The 16,503-nt window shown below is 70.2% G+C and carries 18 protein-coding genes; 11 read left to right on the top strand and 7 right to left on the bottom strand.

What is annotated here, in order from left to right:
- Together E3T61_RS12490 and E3T61_RS12485 are read left to right on the top strand one after the other, a co-directional pair.
- Positions 1-887, top strand: an 887-nt coding sequence (locus E3T61_RS12490; RefSeq protein WP_134641179.1) for an NmrA family NAD(P)-binding protein, incomplete at its 5' end; no start/stop codon positions are given.
- A 95-nt stretch (positions 888-982) separates the two neighbouring features.
- A complete protein-coding gene (locus E3T61_RS12485) occupies positions 983-1,354 on the top strand; it encodes a hypothetical protein (protein ID WP_134641178.1) in 372 nt (123 codons plus the stop codon).
- An 8-nt stretch (positions 1,355-1,362) separates the two neighbouring features.
- Here E3T61_RS12485 and E3T61_RS22085 read toward each other — a convergent pair whose 3' ends face one another.
- The 3 genes from E3T61_RS22085 to E3T61_RS12470 form a co-directional block, all read right to left on the bottom strand.
- On the bottom strand, positions 1,363-1,959 hold the full coding sequence (locus tag E3T61_RS22085; RefSeq protein WP_174777015.1) for a PepSY domain-containing protein: 597 nt from the start codon (positions 1,957-1,959) through the stop codon (positions 1,363-1,365).
- A gap of 107 nt (positions 1,960-2,066) precedes the next feature.
- A complete protein-coding gene (locus E3T61_RS12475; RefSeq protein WP_241992543.1) occupies positions 2,067-3,428 on the bottom strand; it encodes a sensor histidine kinase in 1,362 nt (453 codons plus the stop codon).
- Positions 3,391-4,068 carry a response regulator transcription factor gene (locus E3T61_RS12470; protein ID WP_134641177.1) on the bottom strand — a complete coding sequence of 226 codons (678 nt, stop codon included), beginning with the start codon at positions 4,066-4,068 and terminating at the stop codon, positions 3,391-3,393. Before E3T61_RS12470 ends, E3T61_RS12475 begins: the two co-directional genes overlap by 38 nt.
- A gap of 222 nt (positions 4,069-4,290) precedes the next feature.
- Here E3T61_RS12470 and E3T61_RS12465 point away from each other — a divergent pair, with 222 nt between their 5' ends.
- Positions 4,291-5,169 (top strand): ABC transporter ATP-binding protein, encoded by an 879-nt coding sequence (locus tag E3T61_RS12465; RefSeq protein WP_134641176.1) that lies wholly within the window; start codon positions 4,291-4,293, stop codon positions 5,167-5,169.
- 1 nt (position 5,170) lies between these two features.
- Positions 5,171-6,412: an ABC transporter permease gene (locus E3T61_RS12460; protein ID WP_134641175.1), complete on the top strand. Its 1,242-nt coding sequence runs from the start codon at positions 5,171-5,173 to the stop codon at positions 6,410-6,412.
- A gap of 18 nt (positions 6,413-6,430) precedes the next feature.
- Here the strand turns inward: E3T61_RS12460 and pdxR are convergent, their stop codons facing one another.
- Complete coding sequence (pdxR, locus tag E3T61_RS12455; protein WP_241992542.1) at positions 6,431-7,984, bottom strand: MocR-like pyridoxine biosynthesis transcription factor PdxR; 1,554 nt, start codon at positions 7,982-7,984, stop codon at positions 6,431-6,433.
- Between the two features lie 170 nt (positions 7,985-8,154).
- Between pdxR and E3T61_RS12450 the strand changes: the two genes are divergently transcribed.
- Together E3T61_RS12450 and arsM are read left to right on the top strand one after the other, a co-directional pair.
- Complete coding sequence (locus tag E3T61_RS12450; RefSeq protein ID WP_198418683.1) at positions 8,155-8,850, top strand: pyridoxamine 5'-phosphate oxidase family protein; 696 nt, start codon at positions 8,155-8,157, stop codon at positions 8,848-8,850.
- Positions 8,851-9,064: 214 nt separating this feature from the next.
- Positions 9,065-9,841: an arsenite methyltransferase gene (gene arsM / locus E3T61_RS12445; protein WP_134641174.1), complete on the top strand. Its 777-nt coding sequence runs from the start codon at positions 9,065-9,067 to the stop codon at positions 9,839-9,841.
- Positions 9,842-9,984: 143 nt separating this feature from the next.
- Here the strand turns inward: arsM and E3T61_RS12440 are convergent, their stop codons facing one another.
- A complete protein-coding gene (locus E3T61_RS12440) occupies positions 9,985-10,773 on the bottom strand; it encodes an alpha/beta fold hydrolase (RefSeq protein ID WP_134641173.1) in 789 nt (262 codons plus the stop codon).
- Between the two features lie 152 nt (positions 10,774-10,925).
- On the opposite strand from E3T61_RS12440, the gene E3T61_RS12435 reads away from it, so the two are divergent.
- Positions 10,926-11,699: a hypothetical protein gene (locus tag E3T61_RS12435; RefSeq protein ID WP_134641172.1), complete on the top strand. Its 774-nt coding sequence runs from the start codon at positions 10,926-10,928 to the stop codon at positions 11,697-11,699.
- 121 nt (positions 11,700-11,820) lie between these two features.
- Here the strand turns inward: E3T61_RS12435 and E3T61_RS12430 are convergent, their stop codons facing one another.
- Positions 11,821-13,023 (bottom strand): MFS transporter, encoded by a 1,203-nt coding sequence (locus E3T61_RS12430; protein WP_134641171.1) that lies wholly within the window; start codon positions 13,021-13,023, stop codon positions 11,821-11,823.
- Between the two features lie 184 nt (positions 13,024-13,207).
- Here E3T61_RS12430 and E3T61_RS12425 point away from each other — a divergent pair, with 184 nt between their 5' ends.
- Together E3T61_RS12425 and E3T61_RS12420 are read left to right on the top strand one after the other, a co-directional pair.
- Entirely contained in the window at positions 13,208-13,918 is a 711-nt protein-coding gene (locus E3T61_RS12425; RefSeq protein ID WP_134641170.1) for a GntR family transcriptional regulator, read from the top strand.
- A 348-nt stretch (positions 13,919-14,266) separates the two neighbouring features.
- Positions 14,267-15,067: a nuclease-related domain-containing protein gene (locus tag E3T61_RS12420; RefSeq protein WP_134641169.1), complete on the top strand. Its 801-nt coding sequence runs from the start codon at positions 14,267-14,269 to the stop codon at positions 15,065-15,067.
- Between the two features lie 11 nt (positions 15,068-15,078).
- On the opposite strand, the gene E3T61_RS12415 is transcribed toward E3T61_RS12420, so the two are convergent.
- Positions 15,079-15,567 (bottom strand): ribosomal maturation YjgA family protein, encoded by a 489-nt coding sequence (locus E3T61_RS12415; protein ID WP_134641168.1) that lies wholly within the window; start codon positions 15,565-15,567, stop codon positions 15,079-15,081.
- A gap of 104 nt (positions 15,568-15,671) precedes the next feature.
- Between E3T61_RS12415 and E3T61_RS21925 the strand changes: the two genes are divergently transcribed.
- Entirely contained in the window at positions 15,672-15,845 is a 174-nt protein-coding gene (locus tag E3T61_RS21925) for a hypothetical protein (RefSeq protein ID WP_166793224.1), read from the top strand.
- Between the two features lie 48 nt (positions 15,846-15,893).
- Complete coding sequence (locus E3T61_RS12410) at positions 15,894-16,469, top strand: dihydrofolate reductase family protein (RefSeq protein ID WP_134641167.1); 576 nt, start codon at positions 15,894-15,896, stop codon at positions 16,467-16,469.
- Positions 16,470-16,503: the final 34 nt, after the last annotated feature.

The following is a 16,503-nucleotide window of genomic DNA, read 5'->3' as shown; positions in this document are numbered from 1 at the left end:
AGCCCAGGCCGGGCAGCCTGCCCGCCGCGGCGGCACCCCAGCGCACGGTCGGCCGACCGGGCGCGGCGGCTTCGGCCGGCGCCGGCCGGGGCGGGAAGGCATCCGCCCAAACCGCCGCCCAAACCGCTGCTCAAACAGCCGGTCACGCCGCAGACGGCAGCGGCGCCAGCGTGCGCGCCTTCGACTTCGCCGACCGCAGCACCTGGCCCCGCGCCCTCGCCGGCGTGGACCGGGTGTTCCTGCTCGTGCCGCCGACGATCGCTGATGTGGGTCGCACCCTGATTCCGTTCATCGACCACGCGATGGAGGAGGGCGGCGTGCAGCAGATCGTGTTCCTGTCGGCCCCGGGTGTGCAATTCGCCCCCCGGTCGCCGCATCACGTGGTGGAGCAGTACCTCAAGCGCACCCGCACGCCGCACACGATCCTGCGGCCCAACGTGCTCATGCAGACCCTGTCAACTCTGTACCGCGACGACATCCGTCTGCGCGGCGAGATCGTGCTGCCGGCCGGCGGTGCCGCCGTGGCGTTCGTCGACGCCGGCGACGTGGGCCGGGTGGCCGCCAGAGTGCTCACCGAACCGGGTCACCTCGGCAAGTCGTATTCCCTCGCGGGGGAGCAGGCGCTGAGCTATGCGCAGGTGGCCGAGATCCTCACCGAGGTGCTGGACCGGCCCGTGCGGTACACGGCCACGACCGAGGCGGAGTTCGCCGGGTCGGCCGCGAAACAGGGGGCCACGGCGCCGGACATCGCCGCGCAGGCGAGCTGGTACAAGGCGGCGCGCCGCCGCCTGACCGCGCTGCCGAACCGCAGCATCCGCCGGCTCACCGGGGAGGGCGCGACCACGCTGCGCGAGTTCGTCGAGGACCACCGCCAGAGCTGGCTCTGACCCCGAACTGGGGTGCACCGCCAGCTTGGTCGGCCGGGCCGGTGTTGATACGGTCAGTCGGGGTCGCCGACCCCCACACCCACTGACCGAGACGGATGCGCCATGCCACGTGCTCCGATCCCGGCCGTGCGCCGATGATCGTGCTCGCCGCCGCCATCCTGCTCTGCGCGGTGCTGCCGTTCGCGCTGTCCTTCGTCGCCGACACCATTGTGCTGGTGGTGCGGCGCGGCCGGGCCGGCCTGCCGGCCCTGGTCAGTGTCGTCGCACTGTCCCTGGCGAGCGCCGGGGCCGGGCTGCTGTTGCTGTACCTGGGCCAGGCGGTCGACACGGCCCCCGCCGAGTGGGAGCGGGCCGTGTCGCTCGGCCGGGGCCTGCTGCTGGTGTGCGTGCCGTTGGCCGTGACCGGGATGCTGCTGCGGCTGTGGATCGCAGCGCTGCCCCGCCGGCGCCGCGACCCCGAGGTCTGAGACCCGCCTTACGCGGTGGGGGCGCCGTCGACCTTGACCACGGCGAAGCTCGCGTCGAGCTCGACGTCGACGTCCTGGCCGTTCTCGAGGGTGATTTCGACCTCGTAGGCGTGGTCGAAGTCATCGCTCCGCTCAACCTCGGTGATGGTGCCGACGGTGCCGGCGGGCAGGGTCGCGAGCGCGGCGGCCGAGGCGGCGTCCCGGTCGGCGGCGGAGAGAGCGCCGAGGTCGGAGTCATCGGTGCCTGAGGTGCCGGAGTCGTCGGTGCCGCTGCCGGTGGTCGGTGCCGCGCTGGCGGCACCCGTGGGCAGGCCGTCGACCCAGAGCACGGCGAACGACTTGTCGAGCGCCACGTCCACATCGGTTCCGTCGGCGAGGGTGACTTCCACCTCATAGGCGTAGGCGTCGTCATCGCTGCCGGCATCGCTGCCGGTGACAGTTCCGCTGCCGGCGGCATCCAGTGCGGCGGCGCTGGCCTTGTCAAGGGTGCTGCCGGTGAGCGGGCCGTCGTTGTCGAACGGGTCGGCGATGGCCAAGCCCGCGCCGCCCACGATGAGAACGGCGGCAACGGCAGCGCCGGTGATCCAGATGGTCTTCTTCTTCACGGTATGTCCCTTGTTTGAGCGGTGCCACTGTGGCCAATGACCCCACTGTGTCAAGGTACCGCTGAACCCACGCTGAAGCCCGCTGAAGGCGCCTTCAGAAACGCTGGTCAGGCCTCATCTACGGCGGGTAGACGTACCTCGAACCTTGCACCGCCGAGACTGCTCTCGACAACGCGTACGGTGCCACCTTGCGCCTGCACGCTCTCCCGCACGATCGCCAGGCCCAGTCCGGTGCCGCCGGATGCCCGTGCCCGGGACTCGTCCAGCCGCACGAAGCGCTCGAACACCCGGTCGCGCTCGCCGTGCGGCACCCCGTGGCCGTCGTCCTCCACGACCAGCAGCGCCTGCCCGTCGACGACGCTGAGCGCGAGGCTCACCCGTCCGGAGGCGTGTTGGGCGGCGTTGTCGACGAGGTTGCGCACCACCTGGCCGAGCAGGTTCTGGTCGCCGTGCACCCGGGCCGGGCCCACCCCGGTGCTGTCGATGCTCAGCGCCATGGTGTCGCGCAGTCGGCGAGCCTCGGCGAGCATCAGGTCGTCCAGGTCCACGGCGGTGCCGGTGCTGTCGATCGAACTTTCGGTCACCCGCGCCAGCAGGAGCATGCCCGCCACGAGGCGCTCGAGCCGGTCCCCTTCGTCGAGCACGGCCTCGGACAGGTCGTCGAGGTTGACCCGGTCGGGATGCGCCTGGGCCACCTCGGCGTATTGGCGGAGCGACGCGAGCGGGGAGCGCAGCTCGTGCGAGGCATCCGAGACGAACTGGCGTTGGGCGCGCTGGGAGGTGTCCAGCCGGTCGAGCATGCCGTTCATGGTGTGCGCCAACCGGCCGATCTCGTCGTTGCGGCCGTGGTCGGCGATGCGGCGGTCGAGGTTGGTGGCGGTGACGGTGTCGACCTCGCGGCGCATCCGTTCGACGGGGGCCAGCGCCCGGCCCACCACGATCCAGGTGAGCAGGGCGACGATCCCGGTGAGCAGCGGCACGGCGCCGACCAGCAGCACGGCCACCGCCGCGACGGCCTCGTCGGTGTTCTCCAACGAACGGCCGGCCAGGATGGTGGTGTCGTCATGGTCGTCGGCCGCGACGAGATAGTCGGTGTCTTCGCCCGGCACCCGCACGATCTGGGTGTCACCGCCGTGCGGCACGGTGAGCAACCGACCATCGAGGGCCTCGCTGCCGGCGACGAGGACGCCGGAGGAGTCGGTGATCTGGAAGAGCACGTCATCGTCGTCGGCGTCGAGGGCGGCCGCGCCGGTGCCGGTGTCCAGCTCGGTCTCGATCTGCTCGAGGTCGCGTTCGACGGCCGTGCCCACCTCATCGAGCAACACGCCGCGGAGCGCGAGCACGAAGACGAGTGCGCCCACCACCAGGGTGACGGCCACGATCGCGGTGGACACGAGGGTGATCCGGCCGCGCAGCGACCGGGTGCGCCGCTCAGCCACCGTCTGCCGCCAGGCGGTAGCCGGCCCCACGCAGGGTCTCGATCGCGTTCCGGTCGAACGGCCGGTCCACCTTGTTGCGCAGGTGCCGCACGTACACCTCCACGATGTTGGGGTCGCCCTCGAAGTCGAAGTCCCAGACGTTGTCGAGCACGTCGCGCTTGCTCACCACGCTGCCCAGGTTGCGCATCAGGTACTCCAGCACCGCGAACTCCCGGGCGGTGACGTCAACGGATGCGCCGGCCCGGCTCACCGCGCGGGTCGCCGGGTCCAGGTGCAGGTCGCCGGCCCGCAGCACGGTGGGCCTGGCGCTGGTGCCGCGGCGGATGAGGGCGCGCATCCGGGCCAGCAGCACGGCTGAGGAGAACGGTTTGGTGAGGTAGTCGTCGGCGCCGGTGTCCAGGGCTTCGATCTGGTCCCAATCGCCGTCCTTGGCGGTGAGCATCAGGATCGGGGTCCAGTTCTCCTCGGCGCGCAGGGTCTCGCAGACCCGGTAGCCGCTCTGTCCAGGCAGCATGATGTCGAGCAGGATGACCACGTACTCGTTCTCGCGGGCCAACCAGAGGCCGTCCGGACCGGTGCCGGCGATGTCGACAGCGAAGCCCTCGGCCTCGAGGCCGCGCTTGAGTCCGGTCGCCAGGCGCACCTCGTCTTCCACCACCAGGACTCGCATCCGGCCCCCTCGTCAATCTGGCGGCCACGCGGCCGCCGGTGCCAGTCTGGCCGACCCCGCTGAAGGCAAGCTGAAACTGCCGTTCGATGTAGACGCAGCCGCCGACGGTTCCTCGCTACTGGTACGAAAAGCGCAGGTCAACGGCCGGATACTTTTGGGCAGCGCTAGGGTATTGGCATGACGATAGCAGCGGGGTCTCTTGTCCACATCGAAAATTTCCGGATGGATTTCGCCGGCACCACGGTTATCGAGGACCTCTCCTTCGACGTGATGCGCGGCGAGACGTTCGGGTTCCTCGGCTCAAACGGCTCCGGCAAGACCACCACGCTGCGCGCCCTGCTGGGCATCTACATCCCGACCGGCGGCATCCTCCACATCGACGGGCGCCCGTTCACGCCGGAGGCCGGCATTCGGCTGGGCTACCTCCCGGAAGAGCGGGGACTGTACAAGAAGGAGTCCGTTCTCGCCGTGATGACCTACTTCGGGGAGCTCAAGGGGCTGAGCAAGAAGGCCGCGGCGGCCTGGTCGATGAAGTATCTCGAGCGGGTGGGTCTGGGCGACAAGGCCAAGGTGCGGGTGGACAAGCTCTCCGGCGGCCAGCAGCAGAAGGTCCAGCTGGGCGTGACGATCATGAACGACCCGGAGCTGCTGATCCTGGATGAGCCGACGAAGGGCTTCGACCCGGTGAACCGGCGACTGCTGATGGACATCATCGAGGAGCAGAAGAAGGCCGGCGCCACGGTGCTGATGGTGACGCACCAGATGGAGGAGGTCGAGCGGCTCTGCGACCGGGTGATCCTGTTGAAGGGCGGCCGGGCGGAGGCCTACGGCACGATCCCCGAGGTGCAGAACCAGTACGGCGGCACGATGATCCGGGTCGCCTACTCCGGCGAGATCCCCGCGTCGGCGCACTACGAGATCAGTTTGCGCGACCGCAACTACGCCGAACTCACCCTCCTCGACACCGTCGACGAGGCACTCATCCTGCGCGACCTGGTCGACGCCGGCGTTCTCATCAGAAGCTTCACCACCAGCAAACTCTCGCTCGAGGAGATCTTCGTGAGCGTGTACGGCGACCAGAACGAAATGGCAGGTGCCTGAGATGGCTCAGCACAATCTCCGCACGGTCATCGCATTCGAGGTGGGCCGTACCCTCGGCAAGAAGAAGTTCTGGATCATCACGCTCCTGGTGCCGATCGCGATCGGCATCGTCGTGGGCCTGGTGACCCTGGGCAACACGTCGTCGATGAACACCATCGACGCCCAGTCAGACGCGTCGATCACGTTCACCTACAGCGACGCATCCGGTTATGTCGACCCGGCCGTCGCCACAACCTTGGGCGGCACGGCGGTGACGGATGATGCGGCGGCGATTGCCGACGTGAAGGCGGGCGAGGAAGACGCCCACTTTGTGTACCCGGCGAACCCGGCCACAACACCCACCCAGGTGTACGGGGTCGACAAGGGTCTGTTCGGCAACGGTGCGTACGAGGGTGTCGCGACCCAGGTGCTGATCAGTAGCGCGCAGGACCAGATCGGAGATCCCGCTCTGACGACGTTGGCCCAGGGCGATGTGTCGGTGAACGCCATCACCTACACCAACGGGGAGGAAGCGGCCGGGTTCCTGGGCGTGGTCCCGCCGCTGATCTTCCTGGGATTGTTCTTCCTGACCTTCACCCTGCTCTCCAATCAGATGCTCACCAGCACGCTCGAGGAGAAGGAGAACCGGGTCACCGAGATGATCCTCACCACCCTGAACCCGACCGCGCTGATCAGCGGAAAGATCATCTCGGTCTTCATCGTGGGCTTCGTGCAGGTGATGGTGTTCCTGCTGCCGGTTCTGGTCGGCTACCTGTTCTTTCGCACCTCGTTGAACCTGCCGGAGGTGGACCTGTCCAGCTTCAGCTTCGATCCCGCGAAGATGATCGTGGGCGCTCTGCTGGCCGTGGGCGGGTTCGCCCTGTTCACGGGCACGGCCGTTGCCATCGGGGCGGTCATGCCCAACGCGAAGGATGCCGGCGGCTGGTTCACGGCGCTCATCATTCTGATGATCGTGCCGCTCTATTCGGTCTCGCTGGTGCTTTCGGACCCGCACAGTCTTGTCGTTCAACTGTTCACCTACTTCCCGTACTCGGCGCCGATCACCGCGATGCTCCGCAACGCGTTCGGCTCGCTGTCGGGATGGGAGGCGGCCATCGTCATCACGGAACTCTTCCTCCTCAGCGCGGTCGTGTTGCAACTCGCGGTGCGGCTGTTCCGGTACGGGTCCATCGAGTACACCAACCGGGTGTCGTTCAAGACCGTGTTCGCCGGGCGTAAGGCGAAGAGCCTGGCCCTCCGCTGAGCTGGCGCCCGGCGCGAATCAGTTTCCGGCGGGGGCTGTGAGGAGCCGGGCGAGCACGTCGAGCGCCCGGCCGAGCTCCAGATCGGTCGGCGAACCGTAGCCGAGCACCAGGCCGTGCTGGCCCCGGTCCCGCACCGTGTAGTCGGCCAGGGACGCGACCCGCACCCCGCGCGCGGCGGCCTGCGTGATCAGAGCGGATGCATCCGCCGCGGTGCGCACCACAACGTGCAGCCCGCCGTCGAGGCCGGCCAGTCGCACGCCGGGCAGCGCGCCGAGCGTGCTGATTACCAGGGCGCGGCGGTGCGCGTACTCGCGGCGCACCCGGGTGACGTTGCGGGCCAGGCCGCCGCTGTCGAGGTAGTGGGCGAGGGCCGCCTGCTGCACGCCGGAAACCGACGGCCCGAGGTCGTCGCGCACCTCGCGGAGGGCCGTGCCGAGGTTGCCGGTGGCGATGATGTAGCCGCAGCGGATCCACGGGGTGACGGTCTTGGAGAAGCTGCCGACCAGCGCCACTCGCCCCGACGTGTCGAGGGTGGCCAGAGCGGGCAGCGGCGCGGCGCCGAAGCGGAACTCGCTGTCGTAGTCGTCCTCGATCACCACGGCATCCGCAGCGTGCGCCCAATCGAGCAGGTCAAGCCGGCCCTGCACCGAGAGGCTGCTGCCCAGCGGATACTGATGGCTCGGGGTGACCAGAACGGCATGCGGGGCCGGCACCAGCGCGGCGAGCTCGGCCAGGTCGATGCCGTTTGGGTCGGTGCGCACGGGAAGGAGCTGCGCGCCCACCCGGCGCAGCACCCGCCGGGCGGTGGGGTAGCCGGGGTCTTCCACGGCAATGAGTGGGGTTACCGTTCGGATGGTTGCAGCCGGCTCGGTGCCGGTGCCGCTGCCCGCGGTCTCGCCGCCGGCCAGCGCCCCGAGGGCAAACCCGATGCTTGCCAGGGCGTCGCTGGTGCCGGCCGTGACGATCACGTCGTCGGGGCGGCAGGCCAGTCCCCGCGCCCGCCGCACGTGGTCGGCGATCGCGGTGCGCAGTTCGAGGGTGCCGCTGGCGGGCGGCGAGTCGCTGCGCCCGGACGCGGTGACGGCGGCGCGCCAGGCCGCCGTCCAGGCCGGGTCGACGAGAGTTCGGGTCGACGGATGCCCGGGGGCCAGGTCGATCAACGGCAGGGGAGTGGAGCCTGGAGTTGCACTCGCGGGGCTCTGGTTGCTCGCGATCGGTCGGTTGCTCGCCGGGCTCTGGGCGCTCGCCGATGTCCCGGCCCGGCCGCGGGAGTGGTGGCCGCGTGTGCCGTCGACGGCCCCGGCGAGCGCATCGGACCGTTCCACCATCACCCGGGTCGCCGAGCCCGGACTCGCCAGCAGGTAGCCCTCGCCGGCGAGCTGGTCGTAGGCTGCGACGACGGTGCCGCGCGACACCCGCAACGAAGCGGCGAGGGCGCGGGTCGAGGGGAGCGCCTCGTCGTGCCGCAGGACCCCGCCGAGGATCGCCAGGCGCAGGGCCGAGGCGAGCTGCGCCGCGAGGGGAAGCTCCGATGTGCGGTCGAGCAGGATCGGCAGCTCGTGTGCGTTCACGGGGTTCCTCTCTTGGTGCCCGGCGGCGGGCGGGGCGGCATCCGGTCTCTCGCAGCGGATCGGCGGCGTTCTACCCGAAGCGGTTCGACGGCGCTGAACCCAAACCGGTCTAGTCAAACACGCCACAACTGGTCTTGTTTGTGATCCACTCTGGGCTCGATCCTAGTAGCATGCCCCACTCCACACAGCCCCAGAACGACGGGACCACCGTGCTGCCCATCACCACCCGCACCCGCATCACCCGCGCCCCCGAACGCCAACGCACCGACCGGGCCGAGCTGCACGGCATCCTGGACGACGCCCTCGTCGCCCACGTCGCGATCGTGCGCGACGGCCTGCCGCTGGTGCTGCCGATGGGCTTCGGCCGTGGCGGTGACGCCATCTACCTGCACGGCTCCACCGGCAGCGGCATCTTTCGCGCCATGGCATCCGGCGCCCCGATCTCGGTCACGGTGACGCACCTGGACGGACTCGTCTACGCCCGCTCGCTGTTCGACAGCTCGATGAATTACCGCAGCGCCGTCGTGTTCGGCGTGCCGACGGTGGTTGCCGCCGCCGACAAGGAGGAGGCCATGCGCGTTGTCTCCGATCACCTGATGCCGGGCCGCTGGGACGAGGTGCGCGACATGACCAAGCGGGAGCTCGCCGCGACGCTCGTGCTGCGGCTGTCGTTGGCCGAGGCGAGCGTGAAGGTGCGCGCCCACGGGGCATCCGAGGCCGCGGATGACGGCGACGACCGCTCGATCTGGGCGGGGGTGCTGCCGCTGCGACTGGCGGCCCTGGCGCCGGAGACCTCCGCGCTGACCCCGCCCGGCACCGCGGTGTCCGCCGCGGCGCTGGCCTACGCGGCCCGTCTATCCCGCTGACCGAGCGTGCGCGCGCTTGTTCTCGCAGCTTCACCGCAACTGTTCCCCGTGCGGACTTCTGCGCCCGGCACGCCGGACGCAAAAGTCCGCTTCGGCAACAGTTGCCGTGGTCGGGCAGCCGTGGGTGCCGGGCCCGGCAATTGACGATCGTTGGATGTCTCGCCATACTGAATACATCGACATCCGTCTATATCAACCAGGGGTGGGACCGCACATGACCGAGAAGACCGCCACAGAGAAGACCGCCACGGAGAAAACCGCGATCACCGAGCAAGTGCGCGAGCGATACGCCGAGCAGGCGCTGCAGGTCACCGACGTGAGCAGCGGATCCTGCTGCGGCACCCCGCTGGAGACCAGCGACGTGTTCGGCTCGGTGCTGTACACCGGTGCCGAGCACACCGAGGTGCCCGACGAGGCGATGCTGGCCAGCATCGGCTGCGGAAACCCCACCGCGGTCGCCGACCTGCGGCCCGGCGAGAGCGTGCTCGACCTCGGCTCCGGCGGCGGCATCGACGTGCTGCTCTCGGCCCGGCGGGTGGGCCCCACCGGCTTCGCCTACGGCCTGGACATGACCGACGAGATGCTGGCCCTGGCCCGCGCAAACGCCGCCAAAGCCGGCGCCACGAACGTCGAGTTCCTCAAGGGTTTCATCGAAGAGATCCCGTTGGCGGATGCCACGGTCAACGTGATCATCTCCAACTGCGTGATCAACCTCTCGGCCGACAAGAACGCCGTCGTGCGCGAGATGTTCCGGGTGCTCACGCCGGGCGGCCGGCTCGGGCTCGCCGATGTCGTGGCCGAGAACCAGCTCACCGAGAGCGAGCGCATCGAGCGGGGCTCCTATGCGGGCTGCATCGCCGGGGCGCTGTCGGATGCGGAGTACCGGGTGGCGCTGGCCGCGACCGGGTTCACCGACGTGAGCGTGGAGTTCACCCACGAGGTGGCCCCGCAGATGCACGGCGCCATCATCAAGGCCGTCAAGCCGAGCTGATCCGCGGGTCGAGGCGCGGCGCGGGGGCCGCGGGCATCCGGAGCCTGCAGTAAAGGCGGACTTTTCTGGTGAGGTGCGGCGTGTTGTGCCGCGCGAGACGGCGTTTCGCGAATTTCTCCGCCTTTACGCACCGGCCCCAGCGGCTACTCCGAGCCGGGCAGCCCCAGGAACTCGATCGCGGCATCCCGGAACGCCCGGGAGGTGGGCGCGTTGAAGTGGTTGCGGCCGGGGATCTCGAAGAACGAGGCGCGCGGGGTGGCCTCGGCCAGCGCGCGGGAGGCCTCGAGGATGCGGTCCTCGCTGCCGGTGGCGAAGAGCACCCGCTGCTCGGGCGCGTTCGCCGCGTGCGGCTGGGGGCCGTCGCGCATCCCCTCGACGAGGGCGATCAACGCCTCAAGGTCGTTGTCGCGGATGGCGCCGGCCATCTTGAGGTAGGCGGCGGTGAGGGCATCCGTGACCGGCGTGCCGCCCCGCACGAACGCGCGCGCCTGGTCGACCCGGAACCGGGTGAGCGGGTCGCCGTCGGGGATGCCGCCGAAGACGGCGCGGTCGATGCGGGTGGGCATGAAGCGCGCGGCGTGCCAGCCGACCCGGGCGCCGAGCGAGTAGCCCACGTAGTCCACCTCGTCGAGCATGAAGGTGTCGAGCACTGTGAGCACGTCGGTGACGAGCAGGTCCATCGAGTAGGCGTCGGAGGAGTGCGGCTTGTCGCTTTGGCCGTGGCCGCGCTGGTCGATCGCGATCACGTGGTAGCCCTCGCGCACCAGGTCGCGGATCCAGCCGGTGGCGTGGAAGTTGGCCAGCGCGCTCGAGGCGAAGCCGTGCACCGCGAGCACGGTGGGGGCATCGGGGTCGCCGAATTCGTAGGTGGCGATCTGCACGTTGTCGGGGGAGATGACAGTGCGGGCGGGCGGGGCTGGGGGAGTATGCATCGGTTCTATTCGACCACACGGGCGGATGCCACGGCGCCCGGCCGCTGTCGGCGCCGGGGCGCATCCTTTGAGCGCCATTCCGGTGCCCTGCCGGCCTGGCCACGGTCGACCGGCGAATCTCACCCCGTAGGATTCGGGATCGGGGGTGTGTCATGAAGAGAATCGCAGCGATGAGTGGCCTGGCGGGCGTGCTGGTGCTTCTGGCTGGTTGCACGGCAGGGGTCGGCGTCTTGGAGCCCTCCGCTCCAGCGCCGGAGTCTTCCGAGGCAGACACCGCCGTGGGCAGTGCCGCCACCTCGGCACCGATCGGGACGATCGGGACCGGCACGTTCACCTCCGACGACGGTACGACGGGCACGGTGAGCTTCGACTCCGACGGCGGACTCCTCACGCTGAGCCTGCACGATCTGGTTCTGCCCGCGCAGAGCCAGGTGGGTGTGATGGTGGCCGTTCAGCCGATTCCCGCCGGGCAGACCTGCTTCGACAGCGGACCGCGCCTGAACTTCGGCCCTGCTGAGGCGGGCACCAGCGCCCAGGAGGGGCAACTTCTGCGCTTCTACGGAGGCGACCCCACCGGCATCGATCAGGTCATCCTCACGACACCATACGGCTTGGACGTGAAGGGGGATTGCCTCGCCACCATCGTCGCCCGTGCCGACATCGAGTGGACCTTCGCCCCGCTGCGCCCCGATCTGCGTGTGACCGATTCCGGCGAGACCGGCGGAGCCCGGGGTGCAGTCGAGACCGTCGACGGCGCATCCGTCGCCTATACCGTCGCACCGGGCGATCTCATCGAGGAAGTCGCCGCCCGGCTGGGCCTCACGGTCGATGACATCGGCTACCTCAACACTGTGCGGCTGCCCGATCCCGAGCAGGCCACCCTGCATGACGGCGAACGGCTCAACCTCCTCGTCGCCGAGCGCTGACCAGCGAGGGCATAACTCCTGCAATTCCCGGTGCTCGAGGCAACGGATGCCGGAATCACGCGGAGGGTCGCGGGCGCTGGGAATTCCAGCAGGAGTTATGCGCCCAGCGGGATGCGGGCGCCTACAGGTGGTCGTGCTCGGCGTGCGCCCGGGGCACGACCGGCACCGCGAGCGCTGGGAAAACCGCGGCGGCCGCGAAGGTGAGCGGGTAGCCGACCACGCCGATCAGGGCGCCCATCAGGGGCCCCACCAGCGATGCCGCGATGAACTGGCCGGTGTTCTGCACCCCGAGCGCCTTGCCCGACCAGCCCGGCCCGGCCATCTCGGCCACCGACGTGAACGCGAGCCCGTTCGGCGCCACGGTGCAGGTGGTCGCGAGCACGAACACCACGGCGGCGGCGCCCCAGTGCGCGGCATCCACCGCGGCCAGCACCAGCAGCACACTCGCCACGCTCACCGCCACCCAGCGCAGCGGCCGCACCCGGCTGCCCACCCGGTCGCTGACCACACCGATCACGATGCGCCCGACCGCGCCCACGAACTGCGCGGCGCCCACCAGCACCCCGGCGGTGAGGGCATCCCAGCCCTGATCGCTGACCAGCCAGACCAGGCCGAACGTCGAGATGGTGAACTGCGGCACGACCAGCAAAACGGATGCCGCGTGGATGCGCCAGAGGAATCCGCTGGAGCGGTACGGATTGGTGACCGCACCAGCCACGGACCCGGCGCGCGGGGCGACCCGGGGCGGGTTGGCCAGGCCGAGCGCACAGGCCACGGCCAGCACCGCGGTGAGCGCGAACGGCACGACGAGGGCCGCGCCCACCCCGGCATCCGCCGCGATCACCGGGATGGTCACGGCCGCGATGGTGACGCCGAGCGGCTGCGACATCTGCCGGATGCCCATGGCCAGGCCGCGCTTGTGCTTGGGGAACCAGCCCACCACGATGCGTCCGCTGGCGGAGTTGGTGCTGGCCGAGGCCATGCCGCCGAGCAGCAGGAACAGACCGAGCATGAGGTAGCCCTCGGCGAGGATCGCGCCGCCGGCCGCGAGCGCGGTGAGCAGCAGGCCGCCGGCGATCACCCACTTCTCGCCGATGCGGTCGGCCAGGGCTCCCCAGAGGATGAGGGTGAGCACCATGCCGAAGGTGGGGATGGCGGCGAGCAGGCCGGCCTGGGCGAGGGAGAGGCCGCGCTCGGTGTGGAGCAGTGGGATGAGGAATGCGGGGGCGCTGACGAAGACCGTGCCCGCGGTCTGCGCGGCCACGCCGAGGGCGAGCACGACCCAGGCGCGGGCGCTGATGGTCGGTGTCGTGGCGGTGGCCATGGTGTCTCCTCGGGGTACCTGCTAATCTTCTGGTACACCGCCGTGGTATACCAAATCGGACACCGGGGGTGGCTCGGGCGAAACCCCTCCGCGAGCCGTGAGAAAAGCCCCAGAATTACGAGATTTGTGGGGCTTAACTCACAGTTCGCGAGATGGTGGGGACGCCCGACGGAAGGGACCGACGATGACGAATGTGCTCGCCTCGCAGACCGTGCTGCTCTACGACCGGCTGCGGGCCGCCATCCTCTCGCTCGATCTGGCACCGGGGGAGCGGCTGACCGAGCGCGGCCTCGAGGCCAGCTTCGACGCATCCCGCACCCCGGTGCGGGCGGCGCTCGGCCGGCTCGACGCGGAGGGGCTCGTGCAGCGCGTTGGGCGGGGCTGGATCGTCTCGCCGATCGACCTGGCCGAGATCGGTGCACTCGCCGAGCTTCGGGAGGCTGTGGAAGGGGCGGCGGTGCGCCTGGCCGTCCAGCGCGCCACGGATGCCCAGATCGCCGCCGTTGCCGCGCTGCTTGAAGCCGCCGGGCCGGGCGACCTCGCCGGCGACGCCGAGCAGGGCGTGCGCGCCGGCGGTGACTTCCACGAACAGCTGGCCCGGCTCTCGGGCAACCCCGCCATGGTCGACACCGTGCGCGGCGCCCTGACCCGCCTCGCCCGCACCCGCTGGCTCGAGGTGCGCACCCCGGCCGCCCGCGCTCAGGCCTGGCAGGAGCACCGCGCGGTGCTCGACGCGCTCGATGCCCGCGACGCCGACACCGCCGCCCAGCTGCTCACCGGCCACATCCGCGGCACCAACGACCGCCTGCTCACCGCGCTCGCCGCCGACACCCGCCGCCTGCGCGGCCACGGCCTGGCCATCCTCCCGGACACCCCTCCCACAGCTCCCCGCTGACCGCCCCGGTTCGCTCAGAACTGTTGCCGAAACGGACTTTTGCGCCCGGCGCGCCGGACGCAGATGTCCGTACGGGCAACAGTTGTGCGTTGCGGCGCGGGATAGTCGCGCGCCGCACGCGCGCACGCGCATCCGCTGTGCGCCGACACCCACAATGGGGGTGCCGCCAGGGCCGCCCTGCTGGGTAATCTCAAATCACCGAACGTGGTGGGCGCCCCGCCCGCACCGCTCCCTGGATGGCCTGACGCCCGCGAAGCGACGCACCTCCGTGTGGCGGTCCCGGCGCGACCATCCCTTCCACGCGGTCTCCCTGGCGCAGCCGCGTCTGGGCGCGTCCGAAGGAGCAACGTGACCCTGCATCCCCCCGCCATGCGCAACCGCATCGCCGCTCAGCTGGTCATCGAGCACCTCCTCTCCCGCCAGACCGCGGTGCCCCCGCGCACCCGGGTCGCCCGGCTGTTCGGCCAGTCGCCGCTCTGCCCCGAGAGCGTGAGCTGGTATCTCGGCGCGCAGGGCGAGATCACGGTCGGCAAGATGCTCGCCACCCTGCCACCGGACTGGACCGCCTTCCACGCGGTGCCGATCGGCAAGAACGACACCGACATCGACCACATCCTGGTGGGCCCCGGCGGCATCTTCACCATCAACACCAAACACCACTGCGGCAAGCACATCTGGGTGGGCACCCGCACGGTCACCGTCTCCGGCCACAAGAAGGCCTACCTGCCCGCCGCCGAGCACGAGGCCGAACGCGTCACCACCGTGCTGCGCGAGCGGATGCCGCTGGTCGCGCCGGTGCAACCGGTGATCGCTCTCGTCGACCCCAAACAGATCACCTTCCGCGACAAACCCGTGCAGGTGAAGGTGCTCGACGCCCGCACCCTGCGTCGGTGGCTGCTCAAGCTGCAGCCGGTGCTCAGCGACGACGAGATCGCCGAGGCCGTCGTGATCCTGGACAGCCCGGCCACCTGGCGCCAGCACCCCAGCCCGGCCCCCGCCGATGTGATGACCCGCTTCGCCGCGCTCGACGGCCAGGTGCGCCGGGCCCGCATCCGCCGGGTGGCCTGGGCGACGGTCGGCGCGTTCGCGCTGGTCGCGAGCATCGCCGGCGGCGCGGCGCTCCTGGGCCAGGCACTGCTCGGCGTCTGATCCGAGCCGCGTCAGTCCAGCTTCCGCCAGCTGCTCACCGCGGCGGCGGTCAGCGCGCCCACGATGTACGCCACCAGGTCGAGGGTGCTGAATGTGGTGCCCAGCAGGTACCGGCTCGGCGGGAACACCTCGGCCAGGGCGTCGGGCAGACCGGTGAGCTGCAGGAGCTCGATGGCCACGCAGAACAGCACCGCGATGAGGGCGATGTGCCAGCTGGAGCGGCGCACCAGGATGAAGGACACGACGAGGTAGACCAGCACCGCGTAGAGCGCGTCACCGACGAAATCGGCGACGACGCCCCTGATGGCGAAGTGCACGAGCAGCCCGGTGATCACGATCAGGGCGGCGATCGCGGCCAGGAGCATCCGGCGGTGGCGAAAGCCGTACTCGCGAGTGGCCTGGGCGGCCGTGAACTCGCGCAGGGCCTCCGACTGCTCGTCGTCCAGGCCGGAATCCGGCTGCAGGCTGGCCCGGTAAGACACCCGGTACTTCCGATCCATACGCTGACCGTACCGTGTGGGGCAGCCCCGGCAAAACTGTCAATGCGTAAGAACTGGTCTTCGGCGAGCGGCTCCGGATGCCCGCCGCGCGCTAGCCTGACCTCATGACCACCGTGAAGAAGTCGATGCTGCCGCCAATGGTCGCGGCCGTGTCCGTCGCCGCCCTGTTCCTGGTGCTGGCGTTGGTGGTGAACGGCACCTTCCCGGTGCCGATCGCCGCGGCCATCGCGCTGGTTCTGGGCGCCGGAACGTTTCTGTCGATGCGCCCGCGCCGGTAGCCCACGGCACCCCTCGCCAGTGTCGGCGGCCGCTGCTAGCGTGCTTGCATGACCACCACTACTGGGCTGGGCGCGCCCGTTCCGCCCGTGATCGGTTGTGTGTTCGTGGGCACCAGCCTCGACGGTTTCATCGCCAGGGAGAACGGCGAGTTCGACTGGCTCGTCGCCGCCGGCGACGCCCTGGGCGAGACCGGCTACGACGAGTTCTTCGCCTCCGTCGACGCGATGGTCGTGGGCCGCGCCACCTTCGACACCGTGAGCGGCTTCGCCGACTGGCCCTACGCCGGCAAACGGGTGCTGGTGCTCAGCCGCACCCTGGTGCGCAGCTTCGATGCCGAGTCCACGCCCGACACCACCGCGCACGCCACGCTCGACGACGTGGTCGCCACCCTCGTTGCCGAGGGCCGCCGCCGGGTATACGTCGACGGCGGACGCACCATCCAGAGCTTTCTGCGGGCCGGGCTGATCCGGGAGCTCACCATCACCCGCGCCCCGGTTCTGATCGGCACGGGCATCCCGTTGTTCGGACCGCTCGATGCGGATGTGCACCTGCGGCACGTGGGCTCGCGCGAGTTGGGCGCGGGGTTCACGCAGTCCAGCTACGAGGTTTTGGCCGACGACTAGCCTCGCGAACCGTGAGAAAGGCCCCGAAAACTCG

It is taken from the genome of Cryobacterium lactosi, assembly GCF_004403945.1.
In the GTDB taxonomy this organism is placed as follows: Bacteria; Actinomycetota; Actinomycetes; order Actinomycetales; family Microbacteriaceae; genus Cryobacterium; species Cryobacterium lactosi.
This window is presented reverse-complemented; position numbering and strand designations above follow the sequence as displayed.